At 71.9% G+C, this 18,806-nt stretch carries 17 protein-coding genes; 3 read left to right on the top strand and 14 right to left on the bottom strand.

What is annotated here, in order from left to right:
• Positions 1-11: 11 nt before the first annotated feature.
• Genes KME79_RS03210 through KME79_RS03200 form a run of 3 tightly spaced genes read right to left on the bottom strand, consistent with a single transcriptional unit; the run spans position 12 to position 4,161 of the window.
• A complete protein-coding gene (locus KME79_RS03210) occupies positions 12-1,820 on the bottom strand; it encodes a hydantoinase B/oxoprolinase family protein (RefSeq protein WP_148030451.1) in 1,809 nt (602 codons plus the stop codon).
• Positions 1,813-3,816 carry a hydantoinase/oxoprolinase family protein gene (locus KME79_RS03205; RefSeq protein ID WP_219543238.1) on the bottom strand — a complete coding sequence of 668 codons (2,004 nt, stop codon included), beginning with the start codon at positions 3,814-3,816 and terminating at the stop codon, positions 1,813-1,815. The genes KME79_RS03210 and KME79_RS03205 overlap by 8 nt, the downstream gene beginning before the upstream one ends.
• Before the next feature lie 6 nt (positions 3,817-3,822).
• Positions 3,823-4,161 (bottom strand): hypothetical protein, encoded by a 339-nt coding sequence (locus tag KME79_RS03200; protein WP_246639159.1) that lies wholly within the window; start codon positions 4,159-4,161, stop codon positions 3,823-3,825.
• Between the two features lie 162 nt (positions 4,162-4,323).
• Here KME79_RS03200 and KME79_RS03195 point away from each other — a divergent pair, with 162 nt between their 5' ends.
• Positions 4,324-4,974: a thymidine kinase gene (locus KME79_RS03195; RefSeq protein ID WP_219543237.1), complete on the top strand. Its 651-nt coding sequence runs from the start codon at positions 4,324-4,326 to the stop codon at positions 4,972-4,974.
• On the opposite strand, the gene KME79_RS03190 is transcribed toward KME79_RS03195, so the two are convergent.
• The 3 genes from KME79_RS03190 to KME79_RS03180 all read right to left on the bottom strand — a co-directional run bounded on the left by KME79_RS03190 (position 4,959) and on the right by KME79_RS03180 (position 7,583).
• Complete coding sequence (locus KME79_RS03190; protein ID WP_219543236.1) at positions 4,959-5,627, bottom strand: DsbA family oxidoreductase; 669 nt, start codon at positions 5,625-5,627, stop codon at positions 4,959-4,961. The genes KME79_RS03195 and KME79_RS03190 overlap by 16 nt on opposite strands.
• 39 nt (positions 5,628-5,666) lie before the next feature.
• The gene (locus KME79_RS03185) at positions 5,667-6,563 is read right to left on the bottom strand and encodes a hypothetical protein (RefSeq protein ID WP_219543235.1); all 897 of its coding nucleotides are present in this window, start codon (positions 6,561-6,563) and stop codon (positions 5,667-5,669) included.
• A 267-nt stretch (positions 6,564-6,830) separates the two neighbouring features.
• Complete coding sequence (locus KME79_RS03180; protein ID WP_219543234.1) at positions 6,831-7,583, bottom strand: SRPBCC family protein; 753 nt, start codon at positions 7,581-7,583, stop codon at positions 6,831-6,833.
• A 266-nt stretch (positions 7,584-7,849) separates the two neighbouring features.
• On the opposite strand from KME79_RS03180, the gene KME79_RS03175 reads away from it, so the two are divergent.
• Positions 7,850-9,193: a cytochrome ubiquinol oxidase subunit I gene (locus tag KME79_RS03175; RefSeq protein ID WP_219543233.1), complete on the top strand. Its 1,344-nt coding sequence runs from the start codon at positions 7,850-7,852 to the stop codon at positions 9,191-9,193.
• Between the two features lie 9 nt (positions 9,194-9,202).
• Complete coding sequence (gene cydB, locus KME79_RS03170; RefSeq protein ID WP_148030444.1) at positions 9,203-10,108, top strand: cytochrome d ubiquinol oxidase subunit II; 906 nt, start codon at positions 9,203-9,205, stop codon at positions 10,106-10,108.
• On the opposite strand, the gene KME79_RS03165 is transcribed toward cydB, so the two are convergent.
• From KME79_RS03165 to KME79_RS03130, 8 genes are all read right to left on the bottom strand, one after another.
• Positions 10,102-10,542 carry a hypothetical protein gene (locus KME79_RS03165; protein WP_219543232.1) on the bottom strand — a complete coding sequence of 147 codons (441 nt, stop codon included), beginning with the start codon at positions 10,540-10,542 and terminating at the stop codon, positions 10,102-10,104. The two genes, cydB and KME79_RS03165, sit on opposite strands and share 7 nt — an antisense overlap.
• 40 nt (positions 10,543-10,582) lie before the next feature.
• Positions 10,583-11,740 (bottom strand): leucine-rich repeat domain-containing protein, encoded by a 1,158-nt coding sequence (locus tag KME79_RS03160; RefSeq protein WP_219543231.1) that lies wholly within the window; start codon positions 11,738-11,740, stop codon positions 10,583-10,585.
• Between the two features lie 27 nt (positions 11,741-11,767).
• Positions 11,768-14,128, bottom strand: coding sequence for an aerobic carbon-monoxide dehydrogenase large subunit (cutA, locus tag KME79_RS03155; protein ID WP_219543230.1), 2,361 nt, complete (start codon positions 14,126-14,128; stop codon positions 11,768-11,770).
• On the bottom strand, positions 14,125-14,619 hold the full coding sequence (locus tag KME79_RS03150; protein WP_148030440.1) for a (2Fe-2S)-binding protein: 495 nt from the start codon (positions 14,617-14,619) through the stop codon (positions 14,125-14,127). Before KME79_RS03150 ends, cutA begins: the two co-directional genes overlap by 4 nt.
• On the bottom strand, positions 14,616-15,500 hold the full coding sequence (locus tag KME79_RS03145; protein ID WP_219543229.1) for an FAD binding domain-containing protein: 885 nt from the start codon (positions 15,498-15,500) through the stop codon (positions 14,616-14,618). The genes KME79_RS03150 and KME79_RS03145 overlap by 4 nt, the downstream gene beginning before the upstream one ends.
• Positions 15,497-16,855: a uracil-xanthine permease family protein gene (locus KME79_RS03140; RefSeq protein WP_219543228.1), complete on the bottom strand. Its 1,359-nt coding sequence runs from the start codon at positions 16,853-16,855 to the stop codon at positions 15,497-15,499. Before KME79_RS03140 ends, KME79_RS03145 begins: the two co-directional genes overlap by 4 nt.
• A gap of 139 nt (positions 16,856-16,994) precedes the next feature.
• Positions 16,995-17,198, bottom strand: coding sequence for an RNA-binding S4 domain-containing protein (locus KME79_RS03135; protein ID WP_148030437.1), 204 nt, complete (start codon positions 17,196-17,198; stop codon positions 16,995-16,997).
• A gap of 11 nt (positions 17,199-17,209) precedes the next feature.
• Positions 17,210-18,805, bottom strand: a complete 1,596-nt coding sequence (locus KME79_RS03130) for a PucR family transcriptional regulator (RefSeq protein ID WP_148030436.1) — start codon at positions 18,803-18,805, stop codon at positions 17,210-17,212.
• Position 18,806: the final 1 nt, after the last annotated feature.

Here is an 18,806-nt window from a genome sequence, read left to right as displayed (position 1 = left end):
TGATTGCCTTCTTACAGTTCGTCTACCTCTGCGAAGGTACGGCCGCCGGACAGTTTCGGGTAGCCGGGGCCGCGGTCGAAGAAGCGGTCGGCCGGGGGCCGGAGGCGGGCGCGGAGTTCGGCGGTGCCCTGCTCGTCGATGCGGTCGCCGTCGAGGACGACGCCGTAGTCGCCGAGCGCGCCGGCGATCGAGACCTTGCCGTCGCGGACGTCGGCCGCCACCGCGCGGGGGTCGCGGTCGTACGGGGAGCCCCAGCCGCCGCCGCCCGTGGTGCGGATGCGGATGGTCTCGCCCGCCTGGACCGGGTGGTCGTCGACCAGGCCTTCCATCTCCTTGCCCGCGATCTCCACGCGGAACGGCCGCCCCGCGAGGCCGCCGTTGACGCCCCAGCAGGACAGGATGGACCGGTCGGCGATCGACATGTAGGAGGCGTCGCGCAGCATCCGGATGTGCTTGTCGTAGCCGAGGCCGCCGCGGAACATGCCGGGCCCGCCCGAGTCGCAGGCCAGGCCGAGGCGCTCGACCCTGAAGGGCCAGCGGGCCTCGGCGAACTCGACCGGGATGTTGCGCGAGTCGGGGACGACGTGGATGGTGTCCTCGCCGTCGGCGTACCAGCGCCCGCCTGAGCCGCCGCCGAGCACCTCCCGCATCAGGTAGGGCTGCCCGCCGGCGTCCGTGCCGTACACGCCCGTGTAGCGGATCGTCTCCTGGTCGGCCGGCATCCGCCCGCCGGTGGCCTTGGCCAGCACGCCCGCCAGCACGCCGAGCAGGCGCAGGATGACGAACGTGCGGGCGTTGGTGGGCGCGGGGAAGACCGGGGTGAGCAGGGTGCCCTTCTCCGGGAAGACCATCTTGATGAGCGGCACGACGCCCTCGTTGACGTCGAGCTCGGCCATCCGCTCGGGCGTGTCGGCCAGGTTGCGCAGGATGGGCGCGAGCCACTTCTTCAGGAAGACGCCGTCGGCGTAGTCGCCCGCGTGGTTGATCGGCCCCTTGGCCTGCGGTGAGGTGCCGGTGAAGTCGATGGTGAGCGGCGCGTCCGCGGCGTGGTCGACCGTGAGGGTGATGCGCTGGGTGTGCAGGCGGGGCTCGTCGACGCCGTCGTGCTCGGCGTAGTCCTCCCAGACGTACGTGCCCTCGGGGATCTTGGACAGCAGCTCGCGCCGGAACGTCTCGGTGGTCTTGCCGATGATGGCGTCGAAGCACGCCTCCACCTCGTCGCGCCCGTACCGGTCGAACAGCTCGCCCAGCCGCCGCGCGCCCATGAGGCAGGCGGAGCACTCCGCGTCCAGGTCGCCGGCGAGAGAGTCGGGCATGCGGGAGTTGCGGGTCATGATGCGCAGCGCGGCCTCGTTGGGCACGCCCTGGTCCCACAGTTTGATCGGCGGGACCATCAGCCCTTCCTCGAACGCCGACCGGGCGTGCGACGGCATCGAGCCCGGCACCGCGCCGCCGATGTCGTCGTGGTGACCGAACGCCTGCACGAACGCCACCACCTCGTCGCGGTGGAAGACGGGCACGGTGACGCACAGGTCGGGCAGGTGGCCGATGCCGCCTTCGGACAGGTAGACGTCGTTGTGGAAGTAGACGTCGCCGGGCTTCATCGTCTCGATCGGGAAGTCGCGGACGACCGGCTGGACGAGCGCGCTGTAGGAGCGGCCGGTCAGCTTGCGCATCTTCCTGTCGTGGATGCCGGCGCGGAAGTCGTGCGCGTCGCGGATCATGGGCGACCGGGCGGTGCGCGCGATGGCGGTCTCGACCTCCTTCTCCACGGAGGCGAGGGTGCCCTCGACGATCTCGATGAGGATCGGGTCAGTCACGACGGATCTCCACGTTGCCGTATTCGTCCACCGTGGCGGTGAACCCGGGGTGCAGGGGGATGGTGGAGCCGTACTCCTCGATGACGGCCGGGCCGTGGACGGCGGCGCCGGCCTCCAGCGCGGCGCGCTGGAGGATCGGGGTGTCGTGCGGCTCGTCGAAGATCACGCGCCGGCTCGCCTCGACGGGCTCGGTCTTCGGGTACGGGTCGCGCCGGATCACCGGCCGGTTGATCGGCCCGATGCCGGAGACGCGCAGGTTGACCCATTCGACGGCGTGGCGTGGGTCGTCGCGGTAGGCGTAGCCGTACAGCTTCTCGTGCGCGTCGTGGAAGCGGCCGGTGACCTCGCGCAGCCAGTCCTCGTCGAGCGGGCCGGCCGGGGCGGGCACCCGGACCTCGTACGCCTGCCCGTAGTAGCGCAGGTCGGCGCTGCGCGCGAAGACGGGCTCGTCGAAGCCCTCGCGTTCGAGCTCGTCGGCGGCCTGGCTCTCCAGCTCGCCGAAGATCTGCGCGGCCTTGTTCAGCGCGAGGTCGCGGGTGACGTACGTGCGCACGTAGTCGTTCTTGACGTCGACGGTGAGCAGGCCGAACGCGGAGACGTTGCCGGGCTCCGGCGGGACGATCACCGCGGGCAGGTCGAGGATGTCGATGAGCCGGCAGGCCAGCAGCGGCCCGGACCCGCCGAACGTCACCAGCGGGAAGTCGCGCACGTCCAGCCCGCGCTTGACGGTGAGCTGGCGGATGGCGTTGCTCTGGTTGAACGCGCTGATCTCCAGGATGCCGGCGGCGGTCCGCTCGGGGGTGAGGCCGAGCTTGTCGGCCAGTGCCTCGACGGCCATCCTGGCGGCGTCGTAGTCGAGCGGGATCTCGCCGCCGAGCAGGTGCGGAGGGATGCGGCGCAGGTAGACGTGGGCGTCGGTGACGGTCACCTCGGTGCCGCCGCGGCGGTAGCAGATCGGGCCGGGGTCCGCGCCGGCCGAGCGGGGGCCGACCTTGAGCGTGCCCTCGGGCGAGATCCACGCGATCGAGCCGCCGCCCGCGCCGACGGTGACGATGTCGATCATCGGGATCTTGCACGGGAAGCGGCCGACGCTGCCCTCCGTGGTGACGGACGGGTCGCCGTCGACGACCACGGTCACGTCGGTGGAGGTGCCGCCGCCGTCCAGGGTGATCACGCTCCGGTGGCCGGCGGTGGCGGCGATCAGCGCCGCGCCGAGCGCGCCCGCGGCGGGGCCGGACAGGACGGTGGTGATGGGCTGGTTGACGACCTCGCGGGCCGACAGCACGCCGCCGTTGGACTTCATCACCGAGAACGGGCGGCCCAGGCGGCTGGACAGGTTGGCGATGTAGGCCCGCATGCCGGGCTTGACCGCGGCGTCGACCAGCGTGGTGACGGCCCGCTCGTACTCGCGGTACTCGCGCAGCACGTCGCTGGAGAGCGACACGACCGCCTCGGGGAACTCGCGGGCCAGGACCTCGCGCATGCGCCGCTCGTGTTCGGGGTTGGCGTAGGAGTGGAGGAAGCAGACGCCGAGCGTGGTGATGCCGCGGGAACGGTACCAGCGGGCGACCTCGACGGCCTGGGTCTCGTCGAAGGGGCGCACTTCGCCGCCCTGGTGGTCGAGCCGGCCGCCGACGGTCTTGACCAGGTGGACGGGCACGATGCGGGACGGCTTGACCCAGAAGTAGGAGTTGCCGTAGCCGTCGGGCACGCTCTGCCGGCCGATCTCCAGGATGTACTCGAAGCCCTCGGTGGTGATCAGCCCGAGGCCGGCGATGCGGTCCTCGAGCAGTTGGTTGGTGGCCACGGTGGTGCCGTGCACGATGCCGGCGACATCCAGTTCGCCGAGCTTCTCGATGCCGGCGATGAACCCGTCGGCGGGGTTCGCGGGGGTCGAGGGGGTCTTGGTGGTGACGATCTCACCGGTCTCCTCGTCCACCGCCACGACGTCGGTGAAGGTGCCGCCGGTGTCGACTCCGATTCGGACGCTACGCATGGCTCCTCAGCTTCGGCGCTTGCCGAGCACTTCGTCGATGACCCGGGGCGCGTTGTCGGTGCCGACGTAGGCCGCCAGCCTGACCACGAGCTCCTGGGTCCTGCCGAGTTCGGCCTCCACCCTGGCCTTACCCGACTGGCCCGCCTGCACGCCGAAGTACGCCCCGATGATGGTGCCGACCACGCCCGCCACACCGGCGAACAGGGCGGCCGACTCCCCGGTGGCGTACACGGCCGCGCCGAACGCGACGAGGGTCGCCACGATGCCCGTCAGCACCACGTAGAAGCCGTACCGCCAGCGCGCCGCGTCGGCCTGGGCGGCGGTGAGGTCGTCCGGCGTCATCATGGCGTCGAGCGTGGGGGGTTTATCTGTGACCACTAGATTTTCCTCCTGATACTCCAGAGGAGAAATCTCCCATGAGGTCAGGGAACAAGCCAAGCGCTAAGGTGGCACCCCGTGACCGAACTGTCCGCGTTGTCTCCTGCACCCCATGCGCCACGTGATGCCGTGCTCAAGTTCTACTTCGGGCCGATGGACTGCGGGAAGTCCACTTTGGCCCTGCAGATGAACTACAACCACGGCCGTCAGGGCAGGAGAGGGCTGGTGCTGACCAAGCACGACCGGTCGGGCGAGCCCAGGGTCACCAGCAGGATCGGCCTGGGCCTGGAGGCCGTCGAGGTGGTGGACTCGATGGACCTGGTGGAGCTGGTGCGCGGGCACGACCGGATCGACTACCTGATCTGCGACGAGGCGTGCTTCTACACGGTGGAGCAGATCGAGCAGCTCGCCGACCTGGTCGACGGGCACGGCGTCGACGTGTACGCGTTCGGGCTGGCCTCCGACTTCCGCTCGGTGCTGTTCCCGGCCTCGCGGCGGCTGTTCGAGCTGGCCGACGAGGTGTGCCGGCTGCAGGTCGAGGTGCTGTGCTGGTGCGGGCGGCCGGGGCAGCTCAACGCGCGCGTGGTGGGCGGGGAGATGGCGCGTACGGGGGAACAGGTGGTGATCGGGGACACCGACGCCTCGCCGGTGCGTTACCAGGTGCTGTGCCGCCGCCATCACCGGGCGGGGCTGCTCGGCGAGGGCACCGGCGTCGGGGGCGGGACGGTTCAGACGGCTCCTCAGACGGCCCCTCAGACGGCCCCTCAGACGGCGCAGTAGCCGTCGTCGCAACCGTCGGCGGGGGCGGCGAGCTGCTGGATCGGGGTCTCGCCGATGCGGCCGGCCACCTCGTCGATCGCGGCCGTCATCGTCTCGTACGGCTGCGCGCCGGACACCGCGAACTGCCCTTCGAACAGGAACAGCGGCACACCCGTGATGCCCAGCCGCCTGGCGCGGCCGATCTGCTCGCGTACCTCGGCGGCGCCCTCTCCGGTGTCGCGCACGCCCGCCTCGGCGGCGAGCTTGGCGAGCACCCCGGCGTCGCCCACGTTCAGGCCGTCGGTGAAGTGCGCGCGGAACAGCCGGTCGGCCATCTCCTCGCCCAGGCCCTGGCCGGTGGCGACCTCGACGAGCCGGTGCGCCTCCAGCGTGCCGGTGCTGATCGCCCGGTCGAAACGGAGGTCGAGCCCTTCCTCGGCGGCCACGTCCGTCACCCTGGAGGTCATCTGGGCCACGCCGGCGCCGAACTTGCGCTCCAGCGCGGGCAGCAGCGGCTCACCCTCGGTGGACGCGTCCGGGTTCAGCTGGAAGGGGCGCATGGTGACCTCGATGGACCCGCCCTTGGCGCGGAACGCCTGCGCGGCGCGGGCGAAGCGGGCATGGCCGACGTAGCACCACGGGCAGACGACGTCGGAGAAAATCTCAACCTTCATGTTTCTTGACAACCCCTTGGCACAGCGGTCCATTCCGGTTCAGCCCGCGGCCAGCTCCTCCAGCCGGTAGGGAAGGTAGGCGGAGTCGTCCACCAGCGCCGACGCGCCGCGCCACCAGCCGAACCACTCGCCGCTGCGCCACATCCAGTCGACCCGCTCGATCGCGGCCACCACGTCGCCGACGGTCTCCCAGCGCTCGCCGAGCTGCTGGCCGGTGGCACCGTGCCTGAGCGCCCAGGCGCGCAGGACGCGGGCCGCGTAAGCGTCCACGCGGCGCGCGTACGGGTCGGGCTTCTCCCCCGGCAGCCGGTGCGGCCCGAGACCGGCGGCCACCCCCCAGCTCCACTGCGCCTCGGCGGGGCGTGAGTAGCGCAGCGAGTGGAAGTCCAGGTTGGAGCCCAGGTTGTCGTCCGGCCTGCGCGTCACCACCGCGTCGAGGCGGCCGCCGGCGTCGAAGTGCACCACCAGCCGCTGCCCCGGCCGCACCCCCGGCGGCAGGCCGAACCGGTCCTCCGCCTGCCAGGAGTTCAGGTCGACCTGCGCGACGGGCCTGCCCCACAGCTCGTCGGCGGCGTCGTCGGACATCCAGGCGGCCAGCATCTCCAGCGCGGTCAGGTCCGTCCACGGCTCGATCGCCACCGCCGTGTGCAGCACCTCGTCGGGCGCGGGCAGCTTGCCGCCCCTGGGCCGGGTCCACCACTGCTCGCCCAGCTCGCGGGTGCCGACCAGCAGGGCGGCGAGCGCGGCCAGCTCGGCCGAGCGCCGCGTCAGGGACGCGCCCAGCGCCAGCCCGACGCACCGGTCGCAACGCTCGTCGCCGATGACCGGCCGGGCTGCGGCGATCAGCGCGTCGGCGGTGGGGTGGTCCTCGCCCAGCAGGTTGCGGACAACCCGCCGGGCCTCGGTACGCGCGTCTTCAGCATGAGCCTGCCGCATATTGCCACGCTACGCCCGGAGATCCTTTTCCGCGAGAGGCTCTGACCTGGTCGTTTCTCGCATCCCCTGAGGGCGTGCCCCTCCCCTGCCGAGCCCGCCTTCCTCGAACACGGACGGCCGCCGCGTGCTCGTCCACCGCCCACTCCTCGACGCGCGATCCGCCTTTCACGGCGTCACATGACCGAGGAGGGGGCGCATACGAAAGGACGGGGTTCGAAGGAGGCGCGCCCACATCGGGCTCGCCTCCTCCGGAACCGCCCGGGCGGGTCAGCGGCGGGCTCGGCCGAAGAGCCAGCCGATGGCCGCGCTGCCGAGCGCGACGCCGGCGCCCATGCCGAAGGCGGCCAGCATCACCCACGGCGGAGTCTCCGTACGGCGCTTCTCCGCGACCGGGGGGCGCTCGTAGACGGCGGGGCGGCTCGCCGCGGGTGTCAGGGCGGAGGGCTCCCGGAGAGGTCCGGGGCCTTCCGTGGTGGGGCGTGGGACCGGTACCGCGGCCGGGGTTCCCGACGGGGCCAGGACTCCTTCCGAAGGCAGGGTTCCCGCAGGGGCCAGGGCTTCTTCTGGAGGCAGGATTTCCGCTGGGGTGCGGAGGTGGCGTTCGACGGCGGCGAAGAACTCGCCGGCCGTCTTCCGGGCCACCGAGCCCAGCATCCGCTGCCCCACCCCGCCGATCATCCCGCCGATGACCGCGTCGGCGTCGTACTCGACCCGGGTCCCGCCGTCGATCTCGCTCAGCCGTACCAGGACGGTGGCGTCCACCGTCCCAGGGGCGCCCTGGCCGCGCGCCCGCAGCACGAAGCTCACCGGGGCCGCCGGTTCCGCGAGGGCCACCTCGCCCTGGTAGACCCCTTTGAGCGAGGCCACCCCGGCGTTGACGGTCATCCGGTACGTGTCGGGCCCGCACTCCTCCAGGCGCTCGCATCCGGGGATGGTGCGCACCAGGACCGCCGGGTCCTGCAGGGCTGCCCACACGCGGTCTCTTTCGACGCCGATCTCGGCGCTGCCTGCGACTTTCACACCGTCACTCTAGAAAGCCACCGCCCGCCGGGATAAGGGCAACACCTGCCCAACGTCCCCGCGTCGCCCTGTGGCCGGGTCCACCGCCCGGTGTACGCGGGAATCCACCCGGCGGGTGACGCGGCGGGACGGGCCGGAACGGCATCGTGGGATGGGCTGAAGGGGGCCGGTGTGACCAAGGTCGCACCACATTGCTCTACAGCGTGTAGTACTACTTCAAGTAGATGTACTACAAGCCGTAGAGCTCGTTGACCCGATGAGGGGACATGGACGCACTTGATCTCGCACGGTGGCAGTTCGGGGTGACCACCGTGTACCACTTCCTGTTCGTGCCGCTGACGATCGGCCTGGGCATCTTCGTGGCCGGGCTGCAGACCGCGTGGCACCGCACCGGGAAGGACCACTACCTGCGGCTGACGAAGTTCTTCGGCAAGCTCTTCGTGATCAACTTCGCGATGGGCGTGGTCACCGGCATCGTGCAGGAGTTCCAGTTCGGCATGAACTGGTCGGAGTACTCCACGTTCGTCGGTGACGTGTTCGGCGCGCCGCTGGCCTTGGAGGCGTTGCTGGCGTTCTTCCTGGAGTCCACGTTCATCGGGTTGTGGATCTTCGGGTGGGACCGGCTGCCGAAGCGGCTCCACCTGGCCTGCATCTGGGCGGCGGCGCTCGCCTCCAACCTGTCGGCGTACTTCATCCTGGCCGCCAACGCGTGGATGAAGCACCCGGTCGGCTACGAGGTGGTCGACGGCAAGGCCAGGATGACGGACCTGTGGGCGGTGCTGACCAACTCGACCGCGCTCGCGCAGGTGCCGCACGTGGTCGCCGCCGCGTTCGTGGTGGCCGGCGGGTTCGTGCTGGCGGTGTGCGGCTACTGGCTGCTGCGGACCCGGGCGGAGATGTGGCGCAGCGCCGCCAGGGCGGCGCTGGTGATGACGGCGGCCGCGGGCGCGCTGGTCGCGGTCACCGGCGACACGTCCGCCAAGCTGATGTACGAGCAGCAGCCGATGAAGCTGGCCGCCGCCGAAGGGCTCGAACGCGACACCGCCGGAGCGCCGTTCACGGTCGCGCCCGGCATCGAGATCCCCAAGGTGCTCAGCTTCCTGTCCACGAACGACCCCGACGCCGTCGTCCAGGGCACCGAGGACCTGCAGCGGCGCTTCGAGCAGGAGTTCGGCCCCGGCGACTACCGGCCGGACCAGACGATCGTGTTCTGGTCGTTCCGGCTGATGATCGGGTTCGGCATGGCGACCGTCGGGCTGTCCGTGCTCGGGCTCTGGCTGACCCGCCGCCGGAGGCCGATGCCGCCCTGGCTGTCGCGGGTGTTCCTGCTGGCGCTCCCGCTGCCGCTGCTCGCGGTGACGGCCGGCTGGCTGCTGAGCGAGATCGGGCGCCAGCCGTGGACGGTCGCGGGCGAGCTGCTCACGGCCGCCTCCGTCTCACCCGGGGTGAGCCTGGCCGAGGTCGCGATCTCCCTGACGATCTTCACCCTGCTGTACGGCGCGCTCACCGTGGCCGAGATCGTGCTGCTGGCCCGGCACGTACGCAAGGGCCCCGAGGAGATCGAGCCCGCTCCCGCGGCCGAGAAGCGCCAGCCGTCGCTGATGTACTGAGGAGCAGACGTGATCGACCTGTGGTTCATCATCATCGCCTTCCTGTGGACGGGCTACTTCGTCCTGGAAGGGTTCGACTTCGGCGTGGGGCTGCTTGCGCCGTTCGTCAGCGGCGACGGCGAGGAGCAGCGGCAGAGCCTGCAGACGATCGGGCCGGTGTGGGACGGCAACGAGGTGTGGCTGATCACCGCGGTGGGCGCCATGTTCGCCGCGTTCCCCGCCTGGTACGCGGGCATGTTCAGCGGCTTCTACCTGCCGGTGCTGCTGGTCCTGGTCGGCCTGATCGTGCGCGGCGTCGGCCTGGAGTGGCGCGGCAAGGTCGAGAACCCGGCCTGGTGCGACCTCGGCATCGTGGTCGGCAGCGCGCTGCCCGCGTTCGTGTGGGGCACGGTCTTCGCCGACCTCCTGTACGGGAGCGCGGTGGCGGCGATGCTGGGCGGCGCGTTCTCGCTGACGGTGTGCCTGCTGCACGGCGCGATCTTCCTGGCGCTCAAGACGGACGGCCCGGTGCGCAAGCGGGCCAGGTCGGCGGCGGTCGCGCTGAGCGCGGTGACGCTGCCGATCGGCGTGGTGGCGCTGTCGGGCATGGGCACGATCCCGGCGCTCGCGGCGGTGGCCGCGCTGGCCGCCGCGCCGGCGCTGGTGTGGCGGCGCCGCGAGGGCTGGGCGTTCGTGGCCATGGCGGCCACGATCGTGCTGGTGTCGGTCGCGGTCTTCGCCCAGCTGCGGCACGCCCCGCTGCCGGGGCTGACGCTGGCGGAGGCGGCCTCCGGCCCGTACACGCTGACGATGCTCAGCTGGATCGGCCTGATCGCGCTGCCGTTCGTGCTCGGTTACCAGGGCTGGACGTACTGGGTGTTCAGGAAGCGGGTCCGGCCGGCCGTCCAGGTCGCGGAGGCCCGGCCGGGTCAGTAGCCGGTCCCGGCGTCGTTGCCGGGGGCGGGCGACTGGCTGACGCGGTGGTCGCTCAGGTGCAGGTCGCCGTCGAGCGGGATCTGCAGGGCCTCCAGCACCTCCAGGTCGGCGAGCACGGTCCACCGGGGGCCGACGAGGTGCGGCTTGTACTCGGGCGCCTGGTCCATCCAGGCGTCCTTGCCGTCCTCCGTGGCGAAGGTGCTCACGAAGAACTCGCCGTCGTCCGTCTTGCAGTAGCCGGTGCGGATGTCGGACGCGTCGACCTGGATGCGCGGGGCGCAGCCCACCTTGTCGGCGAGCTGCTCCACGGTGAGCGCCGGCAGTTGCTCCTGCTTCTGGCCCGCGGCGACGTAGTCGCCGTCGCCGCCGGGGGTGCATGCGACGAGGAGCCCGGCCAGCAGCCCGAACGCGGCCAGACGTGGAAAAGTCGTCATGTGCCGAGATACGCAGCATCCGTGAGGACGGTTCACCCGTTCAGCGCAGGATGACGCAGCCGCGGGCGGCCAGGTCGCGCAGGGCGGGCGGTTCGTCGTCGAGCTTGTTCCAGCGCAGGTCGAGCTTCTCCAGGGCGCGCGGCAGCGCGGGGAGGCGGCGCAGCCGGTTGTTGCGCAGGTCGAGATGGGTGAGCCGGGTGAGCGGCGACAGGTCGGGCAGCTCGCGCAGGACGTTGTCGCGCAGGTCGAGCACGCGCAGCTCGCCCAGCCCGGCGATGGACGGGGGCAGGGCGCACAGCCGGTTGCCCCTCAGGTGGAGCTCGCGGAGACGGCGCAGGCCGCCGATGCCCGCCGGGAGCGACTCCAGCCGGTTGCCGTACAGCCTGAGCTCGGCCAGGGAGGCCATCCGGCCGAGGCTCTCGGGCAGGGCGCGCAGCCGGTTGTCGGTGAGGCCGAGGTAGGCGAGCCGGTCCAGGCGGCCGATGGCGGCGGGCACCTCGGTGAGCAGGTTGTCGCTCGCGTACAGGTAGTCGGTGAGCGGCAGGTCGCCGAGCTCCGCGGGGAGGGACGTGAGCCGGTTGTGGCCCACGTCGAGTATGCGCAGGGACGTGAGGCCGGCGACGGCGGGCGGCAGCTCGGTGAGCGCGTTCTCGGCGACGTTGAGCGTCTCCAGCCGGGTCAGCCGCCACAGCGCCGCGGGCAGTCCGGTGATCCGGTTGCCGCCGACGGACAGGTGGCGCAGCCGGTCGCCTAGGCGATCAGGCAGCCGCTCGACGGCGTTCCCGTACAGGGAGAGGGTCTCCAGGCCGGGCGGGAGGGGCGGGATCTCGGTGAGCCGGTTGCCGTCGGCGTGGAGAGCGCGCAGGGCCTTCAGAGGCGACAGGTCGGGCAGCGCGCGCAGCCTGTTGCCGTCGAGGCGCAGCTCCTCCAGCTCGGTCAGCTCCCCGGCCCACGCGGGCAGCTCGGTGAGCTCGTTCCAGGCCAGGTCGACCAGCCGGACGCGGGCCGCCCCGGCCGCGTCGCCCGGGAACCGAGTCAGCCCGGCGCCGGGCGCCCGCAGCTCGACCGCCTGTTCTACCGCCTGTTCTACCGCCTGTCCGGCCCCGTGACCGGCCGCCTGTCCGGCCGCGTGTCCGGTCGCCTGTTCTGCCGCTGTGGTCTGAGGCCCAGGGGCGGCGCCGGTCCGGTCCGTTCGCATGCCGCAGATCCTGCCATGGGCGGACGATCAGCCGCGCAGGTCGAACAGCTCCGACGGGGAGATCGGCATGCGGTCGATGTCGACGCCCTCCGCGTCCTCGATCGCCGAGGCGATGACCGCCGACACCGGGATCACGCCCGCCTCCCCCGCGCCCTTGATGCCCAGCGGGTTGAGCGGCGACGGGGTCTCCAGGTGGGCGGTCTCGACGTGCGGGATCTCGGTCGCGTACGGCATGAGGAAGTCCATGAAGGAGGCGTTGACGAGCTGCCCGTGCGAGTCGTACACCATCCGCTCGTAGAGCGCGCCGCCGATGCCCTGCGCCACCCCGCCGTGGATCTGGCCCTCGACGATCATCGGGTTGATCAGCTTGCCGCAGTCGTGCACGACCGCGTACCTGAGGACCTTGATCTCGGCCGTGAGCGGGTCGGTCTCGACGACGGCCGCGTGCATGCCGGCGGCGAAGGTGGAGCGGATCGGCGAGTAGTAGTCGCGGCCCTCCAGCCCCGGCTCGTCCCCCTCGGCGACCGGCGGCCGGTCGGGCGAGGCCCCGCCCGACGCCTGGCCGGAGAACTGGGTGGCCTTGGCCGCCTCGTCGTCGAACGCGTACCGCAGCGGGTTGGCCAGCACCGCGACCGTGGACAGCGGGACGGCTGCCTTCGGGTCGCCGACCACGTGCACGATGCCTTCGGTGATCTCCAGGTCGGCCGGGTTGGCCTCCAGCGCGTCGGCGGCGATGCGCAGCGCCTTCTCGCGCACCTTGCGGCAGGCGAGCGCGATCGCGTTGCCGCTCATGACCGCGGCCCGGGAGGCGAACGTGCCGACCGCGTACCCGAACCTGCGGGTGTCGCCGGTGACCACGGACACCCGCTCGATCGGCACGCCCAGCTCGGTGGCGGCGATCTGGGCGAACACGGTCTGGTGTCCCTGCCCCTGGGAGGTGAGCCCGGTGGAGACGTGCACCCGCCCGTCCGAGGTGATCTGCACGTGCCCGCCCTCGTACGGGCCGACGCCGGTGCCCTCGACGTAGCAGCCGATGCCGATGCCCCGGTTCGGGGCGCGCTCGAAGTCGTCCCAGCCGATCAGCTCCTTAACCAGGCGGAGCATCTCGGGGTAGTCGCCGCTGTCGTAGATGAGCGGCCGGCCGTCCTGGAAGGTCATGCGCTGGTCGTACGGGAACTCGTCGGGCTGGATGAAGTTGGCGGCGCGCACCTCGGTGCGGTCCCTGCCCAGATGGCGGGCGATCTTGTCCATCGTCCGCTCCATGCAGAACACGCCCTGCGGGCGGCCCGCGCCCCGGTACGGGGTGACCTGCACGGTGTTGGTGTAGACGGAGGAGAACTCGACCCGGTAGGCGCCGAGTTTGTACGGCCCGAGCAGCTGGGTGGAGGTGATGATCGGCACGATGATCCCGTACGGGGTGTAGGCGCCGTGGTCGTGCAGGATGCGCACGTCCATGCCGAGCACCCGGCCGTCGTCGTCGAAGCCGACCCGCACGTGCTGCACCTGGCCGCGTTCGTGGGCGGAGGAGATGAAGTGCTCGCGCCGGTCCTCGGTCCACTTGATCTCGCGGCCGAGCAGCATGGCGGCCCACGGCACCAGGATCTCCTCCGGCCACGGGTGCACGATCTTCACCCCGAACCCGCCGCCCACGTCGGGCGCGATGACCTCGACGCTGGTCAGCGGCAGGCCGAGCGCGGCCGCGATGGCCATGCGGACGCTGGTGGAGGTCTGGGTGCTGGAGTAGACGCGCAGGTCGGCGCCGTCCCAGCGGGCGTACACGCCGCGGCCTTCGAGCGGGGTGCTGGCGCTGCGCTCGATGTCGAGCCGGAACGACAGGGTGTGCGGGGCGGCGTCGATCGCCTCCCCGGCGCTCAGCCCGGACGCGGAGGGCACCTCCTGCACCAGGTGGGCGCCGATGTTGCCGGGCACGTCCTCGTGCACGAGGTGGCCGCTCTGCACGGCGTCCTCCAGGCCGACGACCGGCTTGAGCGGCTCGTAGTCGACCTCGATGAGCCCGCAGGCGTCCTCGGCGAGGTAGCGGTCGGTGGCCACGACCATGACGACGGGCTCGCCGACGTGCCGCACCGTCTCCCTGGCCAGCGGGTAGGCGGTGCGGCCGTGGGTGAGCGCCGGGTGCGGGATGAGCAGCGGCAGCGGCCGGCCGACCCGCTCGGGCAGGTCCTCCCAGGTGTAGATCGCGATCAGGCCGTCGACGTCGAGCGCGGCGGTGACGTCGACGTCGCGGATGCGGGCGTGCGCGTGCGGGGAGCGCACGAACGCGGCGGCCAGCGCGCCGGAGCCCAGGTCGTCGAGGAACCGGCCCTGCCCGGTGAGCAGCCGGGGGTCCTCGCGGCGCTGCACCGGCTCTCCGAACAGCCTGGTGGTCATGACTCCTCCGCCCTCAGCTCGGCGGCGCGGTGGACGGCCTTGACGATGTTCTGGTAGCCGGTGCAGCGGCACAGGTTTCCCGAGATGCCCTCCAGCACCTCCTCGTCGGTGGGCGCGGGGTTCTCCTCCAGCAGCGCCGTCACCGTGCAGAGGAAGCCGGGCGTGCAGAAGCCGCACTGCAGGGCGTGGCTCTCGCCGAACGCCCGCTGCACCGGCGACATCCCGTCCGGCCCGGCCAGCCCCTCCACCGTGGTGATCTCGTGCCCGTCGGCGGTGACGGCCAGCATCAGGCAGGAGCGCACCGGCCGGCCGTCGAGCAGCACCGTGCAGCAGCCGCACACGCCGTGCTCGCAGCCGACGTGGGTGCCGGTCAGGCCGAGGTCGTGGCGCAGGCAGTCGGACAGCAGCCGCCTGCCCGGCACCCGCACGCGGCGGGCGGTGCCGTTCACGCCGAGGGTGATCTCGTGGCTCGAATCCGTCCCGGTGCTCATCCAGCCGCCTCCCTGGCCGCGTCCTTGACCGCCTGCTCGGCCAGCACCCCGATCAGGTGGAGCCGGTACGCCGCGGAGGCGTGCACGTCGCCGTCCGGCTCGGCACGCTCCCGTACGGCCCCGGCGACCCGCTGCCAGGGGACGGTCGCGGCGGGCCGGCGTTCGCAGGCCTCGGTCACGTCGACCACGACCGGGACGGGGCCGACGCCGACGCAGCCGACCCGGGCGGCGCTGATGTGCAGGTCCTCGTCGAGCGTCACGACCGCGCACACCCCGGCGAGCGCGTAGTCGCCGTGCCGCCTGGCGATCTCGCGGAAGGCGGTGCCGGTGCGCGGCGGCAGCGCGGGGAAGAACGCGGAGACGGCCAGCTCGCCCGGCTCGGCCGCCGACTCCATGGGGCCGGTGAAGAACGCGCCCGCGGGCACGTCCCTGGTCACCACCCCGTCCGGCAGGCCGGACGCGCCGGGCGCGCGGCGTGCCAGGCGCACCGAGCCGTCGAGTACGGCGAGCACGGCGGGCAGTTCGGCGGCCGGGTCGGCGTGCACGAGGCTGCCCACCACGGTGCCCCGGTTGCGGATCACCGGGTGGGCCACCAGCCGGAGCGCCTGGACCATGAGCGGGTGCGGGGCGGCCCGCTCCACCTCGGCGTGCCGGGCCAGCGCGCCCACGGTGACCCCGCCGGGCCCCGCGTCGATCGAGCTCAGCGCGCCGAGCCGGTTGATGTCGACCAGGTGGTCCGGCGCGGCGATCCGCATGTTGAGCATCGGGATGAGGCTCTGGCCGCCGGCGAGCACCTTGCCGCGCGGCCCCGCCCCGGCCAGGATCTCCAGCGCCTCGCCGAGGTCGCGGGGGGCGTGGTACTCGAACGGCGGCGGCTTCACCCTGCCTCGATCCTGACGGGTTCGGGGGTGCGGCGGGCGATGACCCGGAGCAGGTGCCAGCCGCCCACCACCACGATGGTGCCGAGCGCGATGCCCTCAAGCCTGAAGTCGCTGCTGATCAACTGCTTCACCGGTCCGATGGCCAGGATGATGCCCGCGCCGATCGGGACCATGTTCACCGGGTCGGCGAAATCCACCCTGTTCTCGATCCAGATCTTGGCGCCGAGCAGGCCGATCATCCCGTACAGGATGACCGTGATGCCGCCCAGCACGCCGGACGGGGTGGCCGAGACCAGCGCGCCGAACTTGGGCATCAGGCCGAACAGGATCGCGATGACGCCGGCGATGTAGTAGGCGGCGGTCGAGTAGACCTTGGTGGCGGCCATGACGCCGATGTTCTCGGCGTAGGTGGTGGTCGGCGAGCCGCCGACCGAGCTGGCGACCACGGTGGCGACGCCGTCGGCGGCGATCGCCCGGCCCATGTACGGGTCGAGGTCCGTCTTGGTCATCTCGCCGACGGCCTTGACGTGGCCGATGTTCTCCGCGACGAGCGCGATGACGGCGGGCAGGACCAGCAGCACGGCCGAGGTGTGGAAGCTGGGCCAGGTGACGGGCGGCAGACCGAACCAGTCGGCCTCGGCCACCCCGCTGAGGTCGACCCGGAAGTGCGCGGCGACCTGCACGGCGCCGTCGTCGTAGGCGGGCACCATGCCGAAGACCCGGTCGGCGGCCCAGGAGAGCACGTAGCCGGCGACGAGGCCGACGAGGATGGCGACGCGGCCGACGAAGCCCTTGAACGCCACCACGACGACGAACGTGATCAGCATCGTGAGCAGGGCCATCCACTGGTCCTGCGGCCAGTAGACGTCCGCGACCACGAACGCGAGCCCGAACCCGATGAGCATGACCACCGCGCCGGTGACCGGCGGCGGGAAGATCTTGTTGATGACCTGGACGCCGAGGAAGTGGACCGCGAGGCCGATCAGCGCCAGCACGAACCCGGCCACCAGGATCGCGCCCACCACGACGGAGCTGGCCTCGGGCGAGTCGCCGCCGAACAGCGCCCTGATCGCGAGCACGCCGCCCACGAAGGAGGCGCTCGTGCCCAGGTAGCTGGGCACCTTCCCCTTGACGATCAGCAGGAACAGGATCGTGGCGACCCCGGACATCATGATCGCCATGTTCGGGCTGAGCCCCATCACCAGGGGGAAGACGAACGTGGCGCCGAACATCGCCACGACGTGCTGGGCGCCGAACCCCACCATGCGGGGCCAGCTCAGCCGTTCGTCCGGCCTCACCACCTCGCCTGGTGCCAGATGCTTGCCGTCGCCGTGCTTGGTCCACCCGAATGCCATGTGAACCCCTTTTCACCGGGCCGCTGCTTGCGGGCACATTAGGCCAGCAGGTGCGCTGGTACACGGGCATGATCTGCCAAATCTGCCCGGTTGACCAGTGGTCCCGTTGCGCACTTCTGCCCGGCGGGGCCGGTGATCGTCAGTGGACGTGGATGGTGAAGCCCTCACCGGTGACGACCTGGCCGGAGCGGATCTTGGCCGTCTTGCGCAGCTCCACCTCGCCGTCCACCTCCACCATGCCTTCGGCGACGAGCATCTTGGCCAGGCCGCCCGTCTCGGTGACCCCGCAGTACTTCAGCAGGTCGCAGAGCGGGATGTAGTCGGAGCGCAGTTCGAAGTCCACGCCTGCCAACCCTAGATGCCGCGCATCCTCAGCACGTGCAGGGCCAGGGTCAGGTTGAGCCGCAGGTGCGGGTCGTCGGTGAAGTTGCCCAGCAGCCGCTCCAGTTTCCCGATGCGGTAGCGGAGCGTGTTGTAGTGGAAGTGCAGTCGGCGGGCGGTCTCGGCCACGTTGAGGTTGGTCTCCAGCAGGACCTGCAGGGTGCGGCGCAGGTCGGCGTTCTCGGCGTCGTCGTCGGAGGCCAGCGGGCCGAGCGTCTCCCGGACGAACGCGTGCAGTTCGTCGGTGTCGTTGACCAGCGACAGCAGCCGGTAGACGCCGAGCTGGTCGAAGTGCGCGACGGCGCCGGGCCCGTGCAGCTGGCGGCCCACCCGGGCCGCCTTCAGCGCCTGCGAGTACGCCTCCGGTAACGTCTCGGGCCCCCGGCTGGGGCGGGAGGTGCCGGTGGAGAACGTCACGGGCGGCGTGTCGGCGAAGGCCGAGGCGGCGTCCTTGGCGATGCGGGAGGCGTCCACCGAGGCGTCCACCACGGCCACCACCTCGTGGGAGAAGCCGGCCACCGCGCCGCGCGGGTCGTGCCGGCGCATCGCGGCCGTCCAGCACGTCACCAGCCGGTCCTGGGCGGTGCGCTCGTCGCCGTCGGGGTCGAGCTCGGCCACCAGCACGGTCACCGGCCGCTCCAGGTCCCAGCCGAACGCCCGCGCCCTGACCACCACCCGCTCGGCGGAGCCGGCCCGGCCGGTGAGCACGTCGCGCAGGAAGTCGGCGCGGTACTTGCTCTCGACCGCGTTCACCGCCTCCTGCCGGGTGACGGCGAGCGCGGCCACGGTGGCGGCACGTTCCAGGATGCCGACGTCGCTGTCGCGGATGTCGCCGGACGGGCTGTAGGCGACGATCCGGCCGTGGTGGTGCCCGCCCGCGATCACCGGCACCGACACCGCGGTGCGGGCGCCGGGCGACGCGGCCGCGCCGGGCGGCCAGTCGCGGGTGATGGACTCGCGCAGCGCCGCCTCGTGCGGGCCCGCCGACGCCAGCACCCGGCCGCGGCCGTCGACGGCGGCCACCGACACGTCCAGCAGCGCCGCCACCTCCGTGGTGACCTCGTCCAGCCCGCCGCCGGCCAGCACCACCTGCACCAGCGCCCGGTGCGCCTCCTCGGCGCGGACGAGCACGGCCGCCTGCCGGTTGAGGATGTCGGTGAGCACCTGGTTGAGGATGTCGTCGAAACCGACGTCGTTCGGCAGCAGGATGAGCGGGAAGCCGAGCCGGTCCGCCTGCTCGGCCATCGCCGACGGCAGCTCGTCGACGTACCGTCCGAGCTTGATGGCCAGCGCCGCCAGCCCGCGCTCGTCCAGGTCGGCGACCAGGCGGCCGAGCGACTGCGGCGTGTTGCGCAGCGGGTAGCCGGTGGTGAGCAGCAGCTCGTGCGGCTTCACCCAGGCCAGGATGTCGGGCACCTCCATGACGTTGAGGCGTTGCACGATACGGCCCAGACCGCTCTCCCCCGCGATCAGCCGGGCCTCCGCGAGAGTCGACACGCCCAGCAACTCTCCGACGGACACGCCGTGGATGATCGTTCCCGTGCTGGCGAGACGAACTGGGGGCTCCATG

Source organism: Nonomuraea harbinensis (genome assembly GCF_019396385.1).
Taxonomy (GTDB): Bacteria; Actinomycetota; Actinomycetes; order Streptosporangiales; family Streptosporangiaceae; genus Nonomuraea; species Nonomuraea ferruginea.
This window is presented reverse-complemented; position numbering and strand designations above follow the sequence as displayed.